Annotated in this window: 15 protein-coding genes and 4 pseudogenes; 10 read left to right on the forward strand and 9 right to left on the reverse strand. The window is 40.0% G+C overall.

Annotated elements, in window-relative coordinates:
- Both HHA42_RS11205 and HHA42_RS11210 read right to left on the reverse strand, forming a co-directional pair.
- Positions 1-173: pseudogene (locus HHA42_RS11205) on the reverse strand (electron transfer flavoprotein subunit beta/FixA family protein); the annotation flags it as partial.
- Positions 174-184: 11 nt separating this feature from the next.
- Positions 185-1,531 (reverse strand): MFS transporter, encoded by a 1,347-nt coding sequence (locus tag HHA42_RS11210; RefSeq protein WP_168526510.1) that lies wholly within the window; start codon positions 1,529-1,531, stop codon positions 185-187.
- Between the two features lie 296 nt (positions 1,532-1,827).
- On the opposite strand from HHA42_RS11210, the gene HHA42_RS11215 reads away from it, so the two are divergent.
- The 3 genes from HHA42_RS11215 (at position 1,828) to HHA42_RS11225 (ending at position 3,951) form a co-directional block, all read left to right on the forward strand.
- The gene (locus HHA42_RS11215; RefSeq protein ID WP_168417917.1) at positions 1,828-2,595 is read left to right on the forward strand and encodes an enoyl-CoA hydratase-related protein; all 768 of its coding nucleotides are present in this window, start codon (positions 1,828-1,830) and stop codon (positions 2,593-2,595) included.
- 64 nt (positions 2,596-2,659) lie between these two features.
- A complete protein-coding gene (locus HHA42_RS11220) occupies positions 2,660-3,157 on the forward strand; it encodes a MarR family transcriptional regulator (protein ID WP_168417916.1) in 498 nt (165 codons plus the stop codon).
- A gap of 95 nt (positions 3,158-3,252) precedes the next feature.
- Positions 3,253-3,951, forward strand: a complete 699-nt coding sequence (locus HHA42_RS11225; protein ID WP_168417915.1) for a nitroreductase — start codon at positions 3,253-3,255, stop codon at positions 3,949-3,951.
- A gap of 38 nt (positions 3,952-3,989) precedes the next feature.
- Here HHA42_RS11225 and HHA42_RS11230 read toward each other — a convergent pair whose 3' ends face one another.
- Entirely contained in the window at positions 3,990-5,213 is a 1,224-nt protein-coding gene (locus tag HHA42_RS11230; protein WP_168526512.1) for a CaiB/BaiF CoA-transferase family protein, read from the reverse strand.
- Positions 5,214-5,443: 230 nt separating this feature from the next.
- Here HHA42_RS11230 and HHA42_RS11235 point away from each other — a divergent pair.
- Both HHA42_RS11235 and HHA42_RS11240 read left to right on the forward strand, forming a co-directional pair.
- A pseudogene (locus HHA42_RS11235) lies at positions 5,444-5,959 on the forward strand (IS1595 family transposase); the annotation flags it as partial.
- 75 nt (positions 5,960-6,034) lie between these two features.
- A pseudogene (locus HHA42_RS11240) lies at positions 6,035-7,257 on the forward strand (IS256 family transposase).
- Positions 7,258-7,395: 138 nt separating this feature from the next.
- Here the strand turns inward: HHA42_RS11240 and HHA42_RS11245 are convergent.
- On the reverse strand, positions 7,396-9,456 hold the full coding sequence (locus HHA42_RS11245; RefSeq protein WP_168526514.1) for a TonB-dependent receptor: 2,061 nt from the start codon (positions 9,454-9,456) through the stop codon (positions 7,396-7,398).
- 357 nt (positions 9,457-9,813) lie between these two features.
- On the opposite strand from HHA42_RS11245, the gene HHA42_RS11250 reads away from it, so the two are divergent.
- The 5 genes and pseudogenes from HHA42_RS11250 to dusA all read left to right on the forward strand — a co-directional run bounded on the left by HHA42_RS11250 (position 9,814) and on the right by dusA (position 14,126).
- Positions 9,814-10,173: a hypothetical protein gene (locus HHA42_RS11250; RefSeq protein WP_216076811.1), complete on the forward strand. Its 360-nt coding sequence runs from the start codon at positions 9,814-9,816 to the stop codon at positions 10,171-10,173.
- A 1-nt stretch (position 10,174) separates the two neighbouring features.
- Positions 10,175-11,866 carry a PepSY-associated TM helix domain-containing protein gene (locus HHA42_RS11255; protein ID WP_168526516.1) on the forward strand — a complete coding sequence of 564 codons (1,692 nt, stop codon included), beginning with the start codon at positions 10,175-10,177 and terminating at the stop codon, positions 11,864-11,866.
- A complete protein-coding gene (locus HHA42_RS11260) occupies positions 11,863-12,201 on the forward strand; it encodes a DUF3325 domain-containing protein (RefSeq protein ID WP_168526518.1) in 339 nt (112 codons plus the stop codon). Before HHA42_RS11255 ends, HHA42_RS11260 begins: the two co-directional genes overlap by 4 nt.
- Before the next feature lie 388 nt (positions 12,202-12,589).
- Positions 12,590-12,796: pseudogene (locus HHA42_RS13530) on the forward strand (hypothetical protein); the annotation flags it as partial.
- A gap of 280 nt (positions 12,797-13,076) precedes the next feature.
- Entirely contained in the window at positions 13,077-14,126 is a 1,050-nt protein-coding gene (gene dusA / locus HHA42_RS11270; RefSeq protein ID WP_168526520.1) for a tRNA dihydrouridine(20/20a) synthase DusA, read from the forward strand.
- Between the two features lie 76 nt (positions 14,127-14,202).
- On the opposite strand, the gene HHA42_RS11275 is transcribed toward dusA, so the two are convergent.
- The 5 genes from HHA42_RS11275 to HHA42_RS11295 form a co-directional block, all read right to left on the reverse strand.
- Complete coding sequence (locus HHA42_RS11275) at positions 14,203-14,973, reverse strand: tRNA threonylcarbamoyladenosine dehydratase (RefSeq protein ID WP_168417914.1); 771 nt, start codon at positions 14,971-14,973, stop codon at positions 14,203-14,205.
- Positions 14,974-15,018: 45 nt separating this feature from the next.
- Entirely contained in the window at positions 15,019-15,855 is an 837-nt protein-coding gene (locus HHA42_RS11280; protein ID WP_168417913.1) for a TatD family hydrolase, read from the reverse strand.
- A 1-nt stretch (position 15,856) separates the two neighbouring features.
- Positions 15,857-16,861, reverse strand: a complete 1,005-nt coding sequence (locus HHA42_RS11285) for an RsiV family protein (protein WP_168526522.1) — start codon at positions 16,859-16,861, stop codon at positions 15,857-15,859.
- A gap of 95 nt (positions 16,862-16,956) precedes the next feature.
- Positions 16,957-17,772, reverse strand: a complete 816-nt coding sequence (locus HHA42_RS11290; protein WP_168417911.1) for a hypothetical protein — start codon at positions 17,770-17,772, stop codon at positions 16,957-16,959.
- Between the two features lie 89 nt (positions 17,773-17,861).
- The gene (locus HHA42_RS11295; RefSeq protein ID WP_168417910.1) at positions 17,862-19,454 is read right to left on the reverse strand and encodes a peptide chain release factor 3; all 1,593 of its coding nucleotides are present in this window, start codon (positions 19,452-19,454) and stop codon (positions 17,862-17,864) included.
- Positions 19,455-20,030 lie beyond the last annotated feature (576 nt).

Here is a 20,030-nt window from a genome sequence, read left to right on the forward strand (position 1 = left end):
ATTTCTGAAACAGTTCCTTTTTCTTTTAAACGAACCGCTTCTTCCACTGCGATTTCACAGAATGGGTTAATTGACATCTTAACATTAGTCAGGTCAACTCCACTATTATCCGGCTTAACGCGAACTTTAACGTTGGCATCTACCACACGTTTTACAGCAACCACTGCTTTCATTTTACGCTTCCTCAGCTTTTAAAATTAAAATTGGTTTTACTCTGTACTTGCACCATATCTGCACGTCTATGATTAATCAGGGATAAAGCCACAGCGCCAATTAAGCCTGCTAAAGCAATCACAAAAAAGTTTTGCTGAATTGGTAAATTTAAAGCCACAATAAAACCAATTAATAGCGGTGCGCCAATTGCTCCTAAACGCCCAACACCTGATGCCATACCAATTCCTGTTGAACGGATCACGCTTGGATAAAATTGACCGCAGTATGAATATGCAACGATTTGCGCACCTGTTGAACAAGCGCCTACAACAGCAATAATGAAATACAGCATGGTAATCGGCATAGGTAAGGTCATTAAATACAGAAAGACACTGCCCAAAGCATACATGATGACCAGTACCCATTTAATGTGAAAGCGATCTGCTAACCAGCCACCGCCGACTGCACCAACAATTGCGCCAATATTCAGAGCTATCACAAAAGTAAGTGCTGAACCTAATGAATAGCCAGACATTGCCATTAACTTTGTGAGCCAAGTGCTTAACGCATAAACCATAAACAGGCAGGTAAAAAATGCCACCCAAAACATCAGAGTACTGAAAGCACGTCCGTCACTAAATAACAGCCCCACCGTTGGTTTTAAATTATTATTTGATGAACCATTAACAAAAACTGCATCCACTGGGAATTGTGCTTGCGGTTTAATTTGCTCTGCAATCTTACGCAGTTCGGCCTGTTTATTGTGTTTCACCAAATAAACTACAGATTCCGGCATAGATTTTAAGATAAAAGGTAGCAAAACGACTGGTAGTCCTGCAGCATAGAACACCACCTGCCAGCCATATTGCACAATAAACTGCTTGCCTAAAACTGCAGCTAAAACTCCGCCTACGGCATACCCCGAAAACATCAAGGAGGTCATAACATTACGCACTTTCTTCGGTGAATATTCCGTCATTTGCGCAACCACATTTGGCATCACACCTCCGATGCCTAATCCGGCAATAAAACGCACAATACTGAATGTCACAGGATCATCAGTTAAACCTGCTATCGCAGTAAAAGCACTGAATAAAAATACACAAATGGCAATAGTTAAGCGGCGGCCAATTTTATCGGCAAGACCACCAAAAAAAATAGCACCAATCATCATTCCAAATAGGGCTGAACTGGCCATAAATCCAGCAGTTGAAGCACTTACATTCATCTGTTCCATAATCGAGGGTAAAGCTGCTCCTGCAACAGAAATATCATATCCATCGAGAATAATAATCAGCATACACCACATTAAAACTTTGGCATGAAAGCCGTTGAATTTAGCTTCACTCGCTAAAATCTGCATATCGACTTGACTCATCAATCAACTCCTTGATTGTTATTGTTGTTTTAGTTCATTACTGTTTTTAGCACTCCGTCAGCCATACGCATCCAATTGTAGTTTGGATATTTCTGACAGAAATCAAAACCCTAACTTCCTGAATAAACAGCCAACTCAGATTAGTGAATGATTTTTTTTATGTCAACATAATTACATATTCAAAAACATAACACCCTAATAAATGGTGTTTTTTAAATTAATTTATATTTATATATTGACATAAAAACGATTCAGCTTATGATTTTTATAAATTTAATTTTCCAAGGAAATAGGATATGCCTGTTAAACTTCACTATGAAAATAATATTGCGGTTATTCGATTGCACCGCCCTGAAGCAAGAAATGCATTAAACACAGATATGATTGAAAATTTACAAGGAATTGTTTCGGAAATTTCCACACTTAATCTACGTGCAGCCATTTTCGTCGGTGAAGGCAAAGCCTTTTGTGCGGGTGCAGACATTACAGAATTACTGAATAAAAGCCCTGCAGAACATCTGCATAAAATACAAATAGGTCAGGCCTTATTCCAGCAAATACATGAATTAAAATTTCCAACACTAGCTTGTATTCATGGCATGGCTTTGGGCGGCGGACTTGAATTGGCTTTGGCTTGTACATTTAGATTATGCAGCCCTGATGCAGGTCTTGGACTTCCTGAAATAAAACTCGGTTTAATTCCTGGTTATGGCGGAACACAACGCTTACCACGTTTAATTGGTGTATCAAAAGCCCTTGAAATGATTGCCAGTGGCAAAATTGTGTCTGCAGAAGAAGCCTATAACATCGGCTTAGTAAATCAGATTGTGGACATGCAAGATCCGATTGAAAGCGGAAAAGCCTATTTAGATTTATTGGCAGGACAATTTCCAGCATCGATTCAGCAAATTATGCAAGCGGTTCAATCGGCAACCGATTTAAATATCTATAAGGGGCTTGAATTAGAAGCCAAACTTTTTGTGGAATGCAGCCAAAGTGCGGATGCTGCTGAAGGTATACAGGCATTTTTAGAAAAACGGAAAGCTAATTTTTCTCAAAAATAGCTGTACTTATGTTTTAAGCCGATATACTGGCTGCAAATATCAATAGAAAACGTTCTTAATAATTATGTCAGATTCAAAACTAGGGATTTACGATCAATCTTTATATATGATTCATAATCGGCTGTTTTTACGATTATTTCAGGTGGGCAATAGTCTTGATCGCCAATGTCTAAATGAACTTGGTATTTCACCCGTTCATTGGGCTGTAATGGGCGCTCTTTCACGCCCACACCTTAATAATGCAGGCATGTCATTTTCCGATTTAACCGAATACTTAGGGGTTAGCCGGCAAAGTTTAGACAATGTTTTAAAACGATTAGAGCGTGAAGGCAGTGTACAACGTGTCACCTCTCACCAAGACAAACGGGCTAAAAATGTAGCTCTCACGCAATCTGGACAACAAAGCTGGCTCGACTTACAGGAACAATTTTTTCAGTTCTACCGTCAAGCAATGTCTGGCTTTTCATTAGATGATTTAGCCAGTTCAATCCACTTACTCAACAAGTTGAATACGGGCCTCAAACAGATCCACCTTACACAACCTGATGCTAACACGAATTAGTACAATTTTTATTTCTAGCAATGCACAAGGTTTTGGACTGATAAAAGTTATAAAGTCGCATAAAATCAAAATATGAAGATTAAAAGGAGTTTCAAATGCAGCAACATACCTTGGTGGATCAAGCCATTACCTCAAGGCATTCTGTACGTGCTTTTAAAAATACCCCACTTGATACACAGACCATCAAAGATATTTTAAACATCGCCAGCCGCGCACCGTCAGGCAACAATATTCAGCCTTGGAAAGTTTATGTCGTGACTGGCCAAAAACGCAAAGAGATGATTCAGCAAGTCTGTGCAGCGCAAAGCCAAATTTTTGAGCAGCCTGAAATTGCAAGCCATCATCAAGAAACGTTTAAGTATTATCCTGAGCAATGGACGTCGCCATTTATTGAGCGCCGCCGTGAAAACGGATGGGGACTTTACGGTTTGCTAGATATTAAAAAAGGTGAACAGCAGAAAATGCAGCAGCAACATTTACGTAATTATCAGTTATTTGATGCTCCCGTAGGACTGTTTTTTACTTTAAGCACGACTTTAGAAACTGGCTCAAAAATGGACATTGCGATGATGATTCAAAATGTCATGATTGCAGCCAAAGCACGTGGAATTGATAGCTGCCCTCAAGCCGCATGGAACCGATTTCATAAAATTGTAGCCAAGGTTCTTGGCATTCCGGAAAATGAAGAATTGGTTTGCGCTGTGGCATTGGGATATGCAGATCAAACTCAAGCAGTGAATCAATTACATACACCGCGTGTTCCTGCCGAAGAGTTTGCTGTTTTCTGTGATTAAAATCAGAAGATTAAAAGGCACATAACGTGCCTTTTACTTTAGCCTTGTTGAACGATATTTTTATGCTTTAAAGCTTTCAATTCATCTTCAGAAACAAAACAGTTTAAAATTTTGTCAGTATCTTCCCCCAAATAAGGGGGTGCTTTAACATATTGAACTGGGGTTTTAGACAATTTAATGGGTGAACCAATTGAAAGATAATCGGAACGTAATGGATGCTCCATCCTGATGAGCATTTTACGGGATATCACCTGCTCTTCTTCTAATGCTTGCTTTAAATCATTAATCATACCAACCGGAACCTTCACCGCGTGAATACGTTCAACCCAATATTGTGCGGGTTGAGTCATAAAATGCTGCTGCAATAACGCAGTAATTTCTTCACGATGGGTCACACGGTCCTTATTTTTTACAAATTTTGGATTTTGAGAAAGTTCTGGCAAGCCAATACTGTCACATAACATCTGAAACTGCTGGTCATTACCGCAAGCGATAATAAACTCACCTCGCTTCGCCTTAAAAACTTGGTACGGGACGATATTGACATGTGCATTCCCTAAACGTCCCGGTATTTTTTCTGACGTTAAATAATTCATTGCTAATACCGAAAGAGAAGCCACTTGAGTATCTAGGAGAGCCATATCAATATGCTGACCTTCACCAGTACTCACTCGTGAAAGCAATGCGGCCTGAATGGCAATTGCAGCATATAAACCTGTAGTTAAATCTGCAAATGCCAAACCTGCCTTCTGCGGCCCACCTCCGGGTAAATCATCACGTTCACCTGTGACACTCATCATGCCGCCCATGCCTTGTATAATAAAGTCATATCCCGGTTCATCGGCACGTGGGCCTGTTTGTCCGAAGCCTGTGATCGAACAGTAAACTAATTTAGGATTGAGTTGATTCAGGCTTTCGTAATCAAGACCATATTTTTTTAATGAGCCAGTTTTGTAATTTTCAATCAGCACATCACAGTCTAAGACCATTTTTTTAATTAGCGCCTGACCTTCTTCTGTTGCAATATCAATGGCGATTGAATACTTTCCTCGATTTGCAGATAGATAATAAGCAGATTCACCAGTCTCATCACCCTGATCATTTTTTAAAAAAGGAGGTCCCCAGATACGGGTATCATCTCCCTGAAAAGGTTTCTCTACTTTAATCACCTCTGCACCTAGATCTGCTAGTATTTGACTACACCACGGCCCTGCCAGAATTCTACTTAAATCAAGAACTTTAAATCCAGTTAAAGCACCCATAATTTTCCTCAATTTTTCTAGTTAGTTTTAGACTTCCATTCATTAGGTGTACTGAATCCCTAATTTGTCATTAAAATTATAAAATTTTTTGACAAAAAACAAACTGGCATAAATCACTTAAATTTCGAAAAAACATTAATTTATCAGTAATTGGACCAATAGGTAATAAAGTATAAATAGCAAGGGGCTTAGGAAGTTAAGCATATTAAAAAGTATGGTAACTTCCTTATATGAAAGCAAAAAATAGATACTATTCCCATTCAAGAATCGCAGAAGCAAAATTCAGGCAAATCATTCGCTTTTTTGCCATGGATTTTACTGCATCTGATACTGCTAAACTTACCAATATTTCTGTTCGCTCCATCAATACAATTTATATCAAATTGCGTAAAAAGATTGCTGTCCAATGTGAAGAAATATCTCCCTTCAATGGCATTGTTGAACTGGATGAATCTTACTTTGGTGCTCGTCGTGTTCGTGGTAAGCGAGGTCGTGGGGCATCAGGAAAAACCATTGTATTTGGGTTGCTCAAACGGGATGGAAATGTGTACACGGAAATTGTACCAGATTGCTCAAAAGCTACGCTGCAAGGGATTATCCGTGGGCATATAGAACTTGATTCAGTCATCAATACAGATGGATGGAGGGGGTATGATGGTTTAGTTGATATTGGCTTTGATAAGCACTTAAGAGTAAATCACGGTGACAATGAATTTGCTTGTGGGGAACGTCATATTAACGGTATAGGAGACTGTAAATAAAACTGTGTAAACGCTTAAACTATCCCTCAATGCTGTTGGGGGGCAACACAGGTGTTTACCATGAAAGATGAAGCAATGCTGGCATTGGCAAAAGAATTTGCTAAGAACTTAAAAACAGAAGCTGACCTGAATAATTTCAGTAAAGCTTTAAAGAAACTCACCGTTGAAACTGCACTCAATGCTGAACTGACTGAACATTTAGGCTATGAGAAGAATAGTCCTCGTATAGGCAAAAATACACGTAATGGCTATACAACCAAACGGCTATTTACTGATGATGGTGAATTTGAACTAGACACGCCTAGAGATCGTGATGGCACTTTTGAGCCCCAGTTGATCAAGAAGATGAGAAGCAGCGCTTCGCAAGGCGTATCACACAAATGGATAGCCAAATCCTATCCCTATACGCCAAAGGCATGACGACACGAGATATTGTTGCCACATTCAAGGAAATGTACGATGCGGATGTCTCCCCAACGCTTATTTCCAAAGTGACGGATGCAGTTAAAGAACAAGTAATAGAATGGCAAAATCGACCATTGGATGCCCTTTATCCTATTGTCTATATGGATTGTATCGTCGTGAAAGTGCGTCAAGATAGTACGATTATTAACAAAGCGGTGTATCTGGCATTAGGTGTCAATACAGACGGACAGAAAGACTTATTAGGTATGTGGATGTCAGAAAACGAAGGTTCTAAATTTTGGCTCTCAGTCCTTACAGAACTGAAAAATCGTGGGTTAAAGGATATTCTGATTGCCTGCGTAGATGGACTGAAGGGCTTTCCTGATGCAATCAATACAATTTACCCTGATACGCATATTCAGTTGTGTATCATCCACATGGTACGCAACAACCTTAAATATGTGAGTTGGAAAGACTACAAAGCTGTCACAGCCGATTTAAAAAAGATATATCAAGCTGTTACAGAAGACGCAGCCTTACAAGCTTTAGATGAATTTGGACAAAAATGGGATGAGAAGTATCCTCAAATCAGCAAGTCATGGCTTGCCAACTGGTCGAATCTAAACACGTTTTTCGCTTATTCTATGGATATTCGCAAAGCGATTTACACGACCAATGCGATTGAATCATTGAACAGCGTTATCCGCCATGCAACCAAGAAAAGAAAAATCTTCCCAACTGATGATTCCGTGAAAAAGGTGGTATATTTAGCAATTATGGCAGCAAGCAAAAAATGGACGATGCCTATTCAGAATTGGAAAGCTGCCATGAATCGCTTTAGTATCATGTTTGAAGAGCGTGTAACCAAGTATTTTTAAAACTGTATTTACACAGAATTATTTACACCCTCATTTATGCTTGTTTATGTGCTTACCAGTTACGCCATTAAAACAAGCCAACCATTCGAGTAATGGAATGATTGGCTTAAGCAGAATTCGGGTTATTTAAGTAATCGATTAAAATGAAGCTACTAGCCCCACTCCATAACGACGACCATCTAACAACTGACTTCCATCAGCATCTTCTGATTTTTCATCCAACACATTGTAGACGCCAAATTTACCTTTTAGGCTCTCATTAAATTGATAATTAAAACCAACATCAAGGAATGTATAAGCTGGATTTTCTTCAGTCATTGATGAACGGCCTAAAGACTGTGACGTTTCACTGCGATAATGTAAGCGACTCCATACATCCAATTGATCACTGATTCCGTAGTCCACCGTAATATTGAACATGTGTTCTGGCATCATATTCAATGGCTTGCCGCTGTATTGGCCTGACTTAATTTCTGTATCAGTATAAGTATAATTTGCAGCAAGGTTTACATTATCTGCCAACTCAACCTCATAGGTTGCTTCTATACCTTGCATAATAGCTTTATCAATATTGAAGCGACTACCGTAGAAATTCCACATGAGCAGATCATCATTATCATCTAAACGATTAAAGGGATCAGGACAGACCCATGTAGATGAATCGTTATTTGCACCATTTGGTGATTGACAGGTACGGTCTTCACTAATACGATCTTTAAATTCAGTGTAATATGCCGTTAAAGTTGCATTGGAACGGTCACCTTGCCACGCTGTACCTAACTCATAAGTTAAAGATTTTTCAGGCTTCAAATCATCATTCCCCATAATAAAGGCACTACCTTTACCTGTTACAGAATGCACATCACTTGAAGATTGTTTTAAATCTGGTTGCTTGTAACCTGTAGCGATCCCCCCTTTTAAAGTCCAAGCATCACTGAAGTTATATACACCGTAAATACGAGGTGAGAAATTACCATCATAGTTTTCATCATGATCGTAACGGATACCCGTTGTAAGGTTAAAGCGATCAGTAAGAGACCAAGTATCTTCAGCAAATAATGCAAAGCCCCAACGTTCTAATTCAGTAATAGGAATCTTTTCATTCTGATTGGTGGCACGATCAACCATTTCTTCATTTTTAAAATATGCACCAAAAATCAATTGATGCTTATTAAAGTCCCAATCCCACTGGGTATTCGCAATCCAAGTATCGGTTTCAATACCACTAGTCACCCCATTACTTCTGTCTGGATTCTTCGATTTCTCAAGTTGCACATAGCTACTGCTCGATAAAGTATCATTGTAATGACCATTATGCGTTACGCTATATACACTACGATAATTACGACCTTTACTTCCTGTTGCAGGTTTCTTACCTGGTTCTGCAATTGCAATGGTTTTACCCACTGTAGTTTCACTAGTTTGATTGATAAAATTAGCATCAAACTTTATGTCATGATTATCATTAAGAATATACGTTAAACGGCTATTGATGCTTTCTCGTTCCGTATTACGGAAACCACCAACATATCCGTCCTCTTCACGTTCTTGCTTATTCAGTCCCAGTTGTAAACCTAGTTTATTCGCAATCAACGGTCCCGCTAAGTAAACTGAACCCTCTTTGATATCACCAGACTCATTACTATCTTGTAAGACTGTGCCGACCTCAACTGTTCCAGTCCATTCATCAGTAACTTTTTTGGTAATAATATTAATTACGCCACCCATTGCATCAGTACCATATAGCGTAGATGCAGGACCGCGAATAATTTCAATACGTTCGATAGCAGCCATTGGTGGCAAAATATTTTTTTCAAAACCGTTGTCATCACCATTCGGATTGACATCTTTAGAATATTGGCGTTTTCCATCGACTAAAAATAACGTGTAATTTGATCCCATACCCCGAATACTAATATTTTGCGCAGATCCTGAACCTGTTACCACCACTCCTGGGGTATTACGTAAGACATCATTAATGTCATTATAATTACGCTTATCTAATTCTTCTCGCGTAACCACCGTCATAGAAGATGGTGCTTGACTCAAATCCTGCTCATACCCTGCAGCGGTTACAACGATGGTCTGTAATTTGGTTGTTTCAGTCTGAGGTGCTTGTGATTCAGTTGCAAAACTAGTATTCACCATTGCTGTTAGCACAGCAAAAGTCAATGTTGATTGTAGGAACGGTGTATTCATAAACCATGTACCCTAATTTATGGAGGAATCTTACTTATTTAGTTGCAAATTGTAACAGTTATTTTTAATAATGCAATTAATATTGATAATTATTATCATTAACACTTGCATTGTTAAAATTTTAAACTTAGACCATCACCCACAGTTATCCTCAGTGATATCTAAGTCAGTGTATTGAGAGACTCGTAACAGCCTTTCATCAGCTGTTCTATAACCTTTCACACCTACCGCAATATTTCTAAATCATTTCTTCATCTAATAGATTTTTAAAAGCTTCAAGATTTATAAAATCATTTACATGATAATAATAATTGTTATCATTAAAAGTATTACAATTTGCACTGAGAGTTACAAATAATGAGCAATGCTCACATCAATTCCGCCCCTACTCAAAAAATAGTAGAAACAAAGTCATTCAATAGATCGAAGAATCTAGTACAGCCAAATCTATCAGCTTACAGCTTTATAATTTTCTACCGTTTCATACTCGCTGCTTTGGGAGGATATGCTTTAGCTGCTTTTGCAGCAATGAACATTGCTCAGCATTTCAGTGATTATCAAAGTAGCGCAGCGATGTCGGCCACTATAATCGCTTTTCTTTTACAAACAGGGGCTTTCATCTGGGTATTTATGGTCAATAAAACCCTAAAAGCGACGCTGGGCATTTTGGTTCCAGCCGTGTTGTTCTATATCGCTTACCAGTTTTCAGGGAAATAAGATGAGACCAGATGCAAAGCTAGAGGGTCCACGCCAGTCAATGTCATGGTTACATACTTGGGCCAGTCTAATCTTGGGCTGGTTGCTTTATGCAATTTTTTTGACTGGGACATTAAGTTTTTTCCAGAATGAAATTACTATCTGGATGAAACCAGAGTTGCACCAGTCTGTTCCACAAGCCACCCAGATTGAACAAACCCAAGTGGCTCTTACCTATTTACAGAAAAATCATCCTGATGCTGGTAGCTGGGTCATTCAGCTGCCGCATGCTCGTCAGAACTATACCACGCTCAATATCCGTGGCGCTGGTGAAGATCCTCGTGCACGCCGCGGCGGCACACGAATTACTTTGGACAGTGCAACCGGTGAAGCCCTAGAAGCACGTGAAACCCGTGGTGGTAGTTTCCTATACCGTTTTCATTTTGATTTATATGGCATGCCACGTATGTGGGCACGCTGGATTGTAGGGATCGCAACCCTATTGATGTTTGTTACAATTATCAGCGGAATTATTACCCATAAAAAAATCTTTAAGGACTTCTTTACCTTCCGTCCTGGTAAAGGTCAACGTTCATGGTTAGATGCACATAATGCAACCGCGGTATTTGCACTTCCTTTCCATATTATGATTACATTCAGTGGCTTATTGCTGCTGTTATTTACCATCATGCCTTGGGGCGTAAACCAGATTTATGAAAATCGTGGTGCTTTCCTCCAAGATCAGCGTAAAACTTTAGTTCAGGATAATCATCAGGAAGCTCAATCTCGTGCAGGTCGTAGCCAACGTGGCGGAGAAATGGCTGATCGCAGTGAAGCACGTCGAGCTCGTGACGCAAATATCTCTACTCATCTAGCACCTTTAACTGATTTAGCACCAATTTTGTCAACTGCGGATAAAGAATGGAAAAACAATCCAGTTGGTACCATCACTATTATTCAGCCAAATACCAGCAAAGCTGAAATCGAATTACGTGCTCTGAATGGTGTTAGTGTTGCTTATCGTAGCGTATACCCAAGTCTTGAATTCAATGGGGTAACTGGTGCGCTCAAACCGGATCAAACCTTATTAAATAGACCCTCAGTTGCGAATGGCATTTATAACGTCATGACGTCTTTACATGAAGCACGCGGTGTGGACCTCGCCCTGCGCTGGTTATTGTTTGTGTCCGGTATTGTCGGCACATTGATGATCGCTACTGGTCTGATTCTATGGTGTGTGAAACGTGCACCGCAACAGCAGAAACAGGGCTATAAATCCTTTGGTTATCGTACGGTGGAAGTGACCAATATCGCAGCAATTATCGGTCTACCTATTGCCTGTGCTGCTTACTTCTATGCCAATCGTTTTATTCCGGTGGAACTGGAAATGCGTGCCAATTGGGAAATCCGTACCTTTTTTATAGTATGGGTGCTGACTTTCTTCTATGCCATGATTCGGACGCATCGTCAGGCCTGGTTAGAGCTGCTGGCACTGGCAACTGCTTTATTTGCCCTGCTTCCGGTCATAAATGTCCTGACTGGTGGACAGCCAATCTGGAATACTATAGCGAATAGTCAATGGGTCATTGCGAGCTTTGATCTGGCTATGTGGCTACTAGCTGTTGTGTTCTGGCTTGCTTTTAAGAAAGTGAAAAATCATCAAGGCTTGCCTGCTAAAAAAACTAAGGCTACAGCTGTGGAGATTGGAATATGATGTTCTTCTTATTCATCTGGTCTTTATCTGCAATTGGTTTTATTGCGCTGGCTGCTTCGATGTCCAAACATCAAAAACAGATATTTGGCAAAGAACTGGATGCCGGCAAAACCCGACTAGCCACACTTGCTGGTTGGGGACTACTGATCATTGCGCTAATTTTTTGCCTGTTTAGCGGTACGATCAGCAATATGGTCAGCTATTGGCTAGGCAGTCTGACTTTTGCCGCATTTGCTGTTGGACTTAGCCTGACTTATCTAGAATCTAAAATCAAAGTGATATCAATTAGCTTTGTTATTATTTTATTTTTTTCTAGCTTAATAAGCTTATTCTAGTCTCAATCTGAGTGTCTCATCTCAAAATAACCAGACAGCACTTTATTTCAAACCGAGTTAAACAATTAGCTCGGTTTTATTTTTCTTATATCTCTATATCTAAGTTGAAATTGAACTCTCACTTGTACACTACCTTAGGCGGTAGCATGATCACTAGCTTGAGCTCTTTCATTTGAATCCTGTAATGCATTCACAAGCTTTAACCATCAATTGAACCTCACTGTTTAGCGCCCCCTTAAAGACCACAACTATTTGATTTCAAATATAGTTTCACCCCTCCAGTATCTTCAATCAATAAATAATACTGTCGAATATCATTAAGTTTAAATAAATTTCGTTGTTTAAAGATAGACTTTCATTAAGCAGTAAATAATAATGATTATCATTAATAAGTACAACTGAATTAGAAAAACTAACCATAGCTTCTGAAGCAATTCGTGCTTATTTCACATTACAATGTTGCTGGCTTAATGATGAAGAGATTTATTTAGAAAAGGGTTGTCAAAATTGTGGTGCTGCAGCAACATATCTAATCTATTTTACTGACTCAAGGATCCAGAAACTTTTACTCAACTTTATTAGACAATATAATTGTATGGATCAAAACTCAATTTAAAGAATTCTCTTAAAATACAAATTGATCAAAATTAGTATGTAATCTAGTCTAAAGAGATACATATCTTTAGACTATTTTTTTACTTTAATAATGAGAATATTACTTACAACTCTTAAATCAAAAATTGCTTTGATAAGCTTATTCATATAAATTTGCACCCTCTCCTAAACATACTCTCAAGGTGCAAATATGGTGCACCAAATGCGAGAATATGCACCAATATGATTAAATAATCATCTATATCAAGGTCTTAAGTGAAATGAGTGCTTCTGAAAATCTTTTTTTAAATCAAAAAGATGAATCAAATCAAATGGTTAAAAGGATTTCCGTCGCACCTATGATGGATTGGACTACTCGTGATTATCGTTTTTTTGCACGCTTATTTAATCCAAACATTGTGCTGTACACTGAAATGGTCACAACAGGCGCCATCTTATTTGGAGATGCCAAACGTCACCTCGATTACAGCAAAGAAGAACATCCAATTGTGTTGCAACTAGGTGGCTCAAATCCTCAGGATTTAGCAAGCTGCAGCAAAATGGCGCAAGACTGGGGCTATGATGAAATCAACCTAAATGTCGGCTGCCCAAGTGATCGAGTACAAAACAATAAAATTGGTGCCTGCTTAATGGCTGAGCCTGATTTAGTGGCTGAATGTATTGCCGCGATGCGTCAAGTGGTGGACATTCCTGTGACAGTCAAACACCGTATTGGCATTGATGATATGCACTCCTATGAAGAAATGCTGCATTTTGTCGATACTGTTGCACAAACAGGCTGTACTCATTTTATTGTGCATGCACGGATTGCTTTGCTGCAAGGTCTATCGCCTAAAGAAAACCGTGAAGTTCCGCCCCTGCGCTATGAAGATGTCTACCGCTTAAAACAAGACCGCCCTGACTTATTCATTGAAATTAATGGCGGAATTAAAACCTTTACAGAAACTCAGGCGCATTTACAGCATGTCGATGGGGTGATGATTGGACGTGAGGCATATCACAATCCATATTTATTGGCAGAACTTGGCCAATTATGGAATCTCGAACAGCCTGATCGTTTTGAAATTATGCAGCAAATGTTGCCGTACATTGAGCAACGCTTACAACAAGGTGCTCCCCTATCTGTGATTACCCGCCATATTTTGGGTTTATTCCAAAACTTACCTGGTGCACGAAAATGGCGTCAGGCCTTAAGTGGTGGCAACGCCAAAACCTTTGCCGATGTCGAAAATGCGCTAGCCAATATTCAGGCGGCCATGCAACGTACAGAAGCCTATTTAAAAGAGCAGCAGTCGCTTCAGGCAGAATAAATTTCAATTCATACTTTTAGCAAGACATCGTTGTAAAAGATCATGCTGAATACGCCCATCATGGCAGGTGTTCTGCCTATTTTTTGCTGTGCAGTGCATCCAGTTTTTTCAGCACTTCAGTCACAGCCACCATTGCAAAACTGGACGTAACCACCACAGCCGAACCATAACCACCGCAACGCAAGCCCGCACTTGGGCAAACATCTGCGCTGGAAAATGGATTATCTATAGAATACACGCAGGTAATGCCAAACTTTTCTTTTGGCTTTTTACAAATGCCTTTGCTGCGTAATTGGGCACGCAATTTAGCCAGCATTGGGTCTTGTTCGGTTTTAGATAAATCTGCTACCCGAATTTTAAGTGGATCAAGCTTCCCACCTGCACCACCCGACACAATAAGCGGTATCTTGTTAAAACGGCAATGCAACATTAACGCCAGTTTAGCTTTAACATCATCGATGCAATCCAACACCAAGTCAGGGGCCGTTGCCAATAACACTTTGACGTTGTCAGGGGTTAAGTAATCATCCACTAAATTAATTTTGATGCGTGGATTAATCGAACGACAACGCTCTGCCATCACATTAATTTTTTCATGTCCTAAGGTCGAACTCATGGCAGGTAACTGACGGTTAATGTTCGATGCTGCGACCACATCCATATCGACCAAAGTCAGCTCACCTATGCCTGTACGCGCTAAGGCCTCGACCGCCCAAGAACCAACCCCGCCAATACCAATGACCATCACATGACTATGCGCATAATGTTGAAATGCACTGTCACCATAAATTTTGGCAACGCCTGCAAAACGGCGTTCATATTCGTCATCTTGAAGAAGGTCAGTCATGCGCTCATCAAATATAGTTTCAAGGTAGGGGCATTTTACTGTGTTTCAGGGCTTGGGTGTTGTTTCACGCACATCTAAAACCTGAAATGTATTTTGCCAAAGCTGTTCAGCTAGCGCTTGTGGTGAGATATTCAAACAAGCCGCTAAACCTTCAAGCACATAGATCAAGTTGGCAGGCGTATTGCGGGTACGGGTTTGAGTATCGGTTTGGCAACATAATGGCGTCATGTCGGGACAGTCGGTTTCCAAAACCAAATGCTCAACACCAATTTCTTGTACAACACGACGCAGTTTTTTTGCATTAGGGTTAGTGATCTGTCCTGTCACACCAATTTTAAAACCCAGTTTGATCAGGGCTTTCGCCTCTTCGACCCCACCACTAAAAGCATGAGCGATGCCGCCAAGTTTAAACTGTTGTTGTTTTAAAATTTTTAATACATCGGCATGCGCTTTACGGATATGTAGCAATACAGGCTTTTGCCAATGACGGGCAATTTCCAATTGGGCTGTAAAAAAATCTTGCTGTTTTTGAAATTCCTCAGCGTGTTTATGTTCAGCTAAAAAAGTATCTAAACCAATTTCCCCCACAGCAATACAATGTTGCTGTTGTAAAATTTGCTCCAAATCGTGTAAATGCTGACGCTGATGCTGTTCGATATAAAACGGATGCAGCCCAGGCGCCAAATGACTACGTGGCGCCTGATCAAGTTGATTCAAATACTGCTGGGTTGTAATCAAATCCTGAAAGCGTGATTGCACAAAACCAATCAGTACTAAATGTTCTACCCCCGCAGCCTTGGCCGCATACGCCAATTGCTCCCGATCAGCATCAAAATCGGCAACATCAAAATGGGTATGCGTATCAAATAGCGGGAGGTTCATATTAAGACTTCGGCTTTGCTTGGGCATCACTGCTTGCGGCTTCACTTGCCGCTGCAGGCTGTGTTTCAGCTTGTGGTAAGTAAGCAGTTTTTAAAATACCCTGTAAATCTGCATAAGGAATGGTCAAACGTGGCAACCCTACCACATAAGGCCCAATTTCATATTCTGCATATTGCAAAATCAGTCCTTGTTGGCCTAGGTAATAATTATCAGACAGTTTAAATTTCCACGCCTGCTCATATTCCTTCACGTTGGTAGACAATTCAGATTCGATCACCCAGTTTTTAAATGCCTCATAGGCTTTACCTTCTAATTGTGGGCGCTGCTGATCTAACAAAATGTCATTCAATGTGACTAATTTTTTCTTTTCTAAATCAAAATTATAATACTGCTGCGCCGATGTACCATGCGCTCCGCCTAAATAGCTACTGCTATTTAACACTACCGTTGCTAAGGGTTGATCTGCATTCAGAATTTTAGGCTTAATCATCAAACTGATTTTATGATTCGAGCTGAGGGCTTTCAGCTCCTGATCAAGCATTAAAAAACTTTGCACATACGGCACTGTTTGCTTTTCCAGTTTTTGTGCCAAAGTTTCTACTTGAGCAATTGCGGCGGCTGTTGGGTTACTAGCTGGTGCTTCAGCAGTACTTGCTGCAGTCACTTCTGCTGCCTGTGCGGCTGATGCTTCTGAAGCAGCCTGTTTTGGTGCAATCGTCAATATTTGCGAGAGTTCTTTAATAATTTGCTGATCAATAAAATGATCAATAAATGCCTGATTACTGTTTAAACGCTCAATAGTCATTTCAGGGCAATTCTTGCCCTCACATTGTGGCAATGCCAAGTTCAGTTTTTCAGTATCACCCACGAGTTTTAAACTTTGCTGTTCAACTTCTGTTTGACTTGGCTCAGCCGTTTCTGGCTCAGTTTTTTTAGGCTGACACGCTGTGACCCCTAAAGTTGCAATTAAAATACTGACCGTTAATATCGTTTTATGTTTCAACATGAATACAACCTTTTTTTGATGAGCATATACGTTACCCAATCATAGGTACGTGTTGCTGCTTATAATCAATCTCTACTAAAACCTACTAAAACCTACTAAAACATAGATGGGTAGATTTCTGCTTTTAAAACTTGTTGTGTTTGTGCTTTGCTTAGGTAAATATCAAACTGTGGTCCATCTTGCACAATTTCATGGGTACGGTAATGCAAACCTAAGCCTTGATCATCAAAAAACCAGTCTGCCTGCCCCCAATATAGTTTTTCTGACGCATTGTTTTGTATTTCACTGCTCTGCTCTTTCAACCAGTCTTGATAGGCCTGCTGCACAAAGGTATGCATCTTAGTTTGTTGCTTAGGATCAATTACATCTAAAACAGATAAAGCTTTTTGCTGTTTGCGGTCTGCCACAAAGAAATAATAACGCTCTTTAATGTGCGTACCTTCTTGCTGGGTATCTACCCCAACCTGTAACAATACATACTGATTACGCTGATAGGCAATTCGAGTGTACATCGCCAATTCATAGGCTTTATTTTGTGCCAGTGCTGCCTGCCATGCATCAGATTTTTTCACATAAGCATCTACCGCTTGCTGCAAACTCATATTTTGCTTTAAGCCAATTTGATCTTGAATCACCATGGCCTGATTTTTGGCAATCCAGTCATTTAGCCATGCATCTTGGGTATTTAAAGTTTGAATTTCCAGCTCTATGCAATTTCTGTTTTCACAAAAAGGCAAAGCAATAGCTGCGGCTTGTTGTTTGATATTTAAATAAGGTAAAACTTCAGCCTGATCTTTCTGAAAAATAGAGGTTTGCTCATCTGCATTTTTATTTTGTTGAGATGAGTCACAGGCACTGAGTAAGATCGCCCCACTCAACATTACTCCCAGATAGACTGTTTTTTGCAGCATGACATCCCCAATGTATTTATCTAAAAATAATCACCAGCCATAATAAAACAGCTTCGTGATGAAGCTGTTTTATTTTTGAAAGCTTGAACTTAGTGCTCACGCGTATTTCTAAACTCAATATCAGGATAACGCTCTTGCATTAACTGTAAATTCACGCGGCTAGGTGCGAGATAAGTTAAGTGACCACCACCATCGACCGACAATTGGTCGTGGGCTTTTTTCTTAAACTCGTTAAATTTTTTCTCATCTGCACAAGACACCCAACGCACGGTATTGATGCTGACTGGCTCATACATACAATCGACTTTATATTCTTCTTTCAGGCGATACGCCACCACTTCAAACTGCAAGACACCCACAGCGCCAACAATCAAGTCATTGCTGTTTTGTGGCATAAAGACCTGTGTTGCACCTTCTTCTGAAAGCTCTTTCAACCCTTTTTGTAGCTGTTTAGATTTTAAAGGATCTTTCAAACGTACACGACGGAACATTTCAGGCGCGAAGTGTGGAATACCTGTAAATTGTAGCTTTTCACCTGAAGTGAATGTATCACCAATTTGAATGGTACCGTGGTTATGCAAACCAATAATATCACCTGGCCATGCTTCTTCTAAATGCTGGCGGTCACCTGCTAAGAAGGTTAAGGCATCACTAATACGCACATCTTTATCTATGCGTACATGTTTCATTTTCAAGCCTTTTTCATACTTACCCGAACAAATTCGCATGAATGCAATACGGTCACGGTGTTTAGGGTCCATATTGGCCTGAATCTTAAATACAAAGCCACTAAAGCCTTCTTCATTGGCTTCAACAATACGGTCTTGTGTCGGATGTGCCTTCGGTGGTGGTGCATATTCACTAAACGCATTCAGGACGTGATCTACCCCAAAATTGCCCAATGCGGTACCAAATAACACTGGAGTTTGACGGCCCGCCAAGAATTCTTCACGGTCTAATGGCTCATTCGCCATTTGCACCAGTTCCAGTGACTCTTCAAATGCCGCCCAAGCCAACTCACCTACTTTTTCACGTAAATCTGCATGGTTATAACCATCGCGAATTTCAATTTCAGTAATGGTTGAACCAAAGCCTGATTTGTAAACATAAAATTTTTCTTCAATCAGGTTAAATACACCGGCAAAATCACGCCCCGTACCCAAAGGCCAAGTAATTGGAACACATTTAATTTTTAAGACGTTTTCAATTTCATCTAACAATTCCAATGGCTCACGAATTTCACGGTCCATTTTGTTCACAAATGAAATAATGGGGGTGTCACGCATACGACACACATCCATCAATTTGATGGTTCGGTCTTCGACCCCTTTTGCACCATCAATTACCATCAAGGCTGAATCCACAGCCGTTAAAGTACGGTAAGTATCTTCAGAGAAATCTTCGTGCCCTGGGGTGTCGAGCAGGTTAATCATTTTGTCTTTATATGGGAATTGCATCACCGAGGTGGTAATGGAAATTCCACGCTCTTTTTCCATTTCCATCCAGTCAGATGTAGCACCACGGTCAGACTTACGGCTTTTCACCATCCCTGCAACCTGAATGGCCTGTCCCCATAACAGCAGTTTTTCTGTCATGGTGGTTTTACCAGCATCGGGGTGGGAAATAATCGCGAAAGTACGTCGCTGTGCGACCTGCGCCGCTAACTCATCTTTAAAACTCATGCAAGACACCTACTGCAGAATCGCAGTGTATAAGACCAAAATGATCAATATGAAAAATTGGCGATATTGTAGCAGATTTATGCTTTTTGTCTTCACAAGTTACTGGGCAGCAAAACACTGTACTCTTATTTCTACCTTGTCTTTCTCAAATGAGAAAAGAAACAGATCATTCTTTTAGTCGGTGTCTTATTGTGAAATCTTAGATATAAGCACTTCGTGACTCAAATATCTGCGTTTTGATGTCATCACAGATAAATCGATTATCGGCAAGGAATGAAACAATCAGCGCGTCATTGACCTCAAGTAACTTGTATTGCAACTTTTCCATTAAATTTGAACATCGTGCCAACTTACAAAGCTGCTTTCTATGCCCGCTGCGATACAAAGAAAACTGCTGCGCTGTGGTCATATACGCTGTTCGATCAATGAAATCAGGGACTGTAAAGCCGTATTGTGCTGAAACTTCTGTCTCAGGATTGGCTTTTCTTCGGATATGCTCCTGTTCCTTAAAATGTAGTCAAACATAGTCAAGGACTAATTCGCACTCTGTTAATGTCTTGTTGCCAAGCGTGTAAC

The sequence above is a fragment of the Acinetobacter sp. A3 genome, assembly GCF_012371415.1.
Lineage (GTDB): Bacteria > Pseudomonadota > Gammaproteobacteria > Pseudomonadales > Moraxellaceae > Acinetobacter.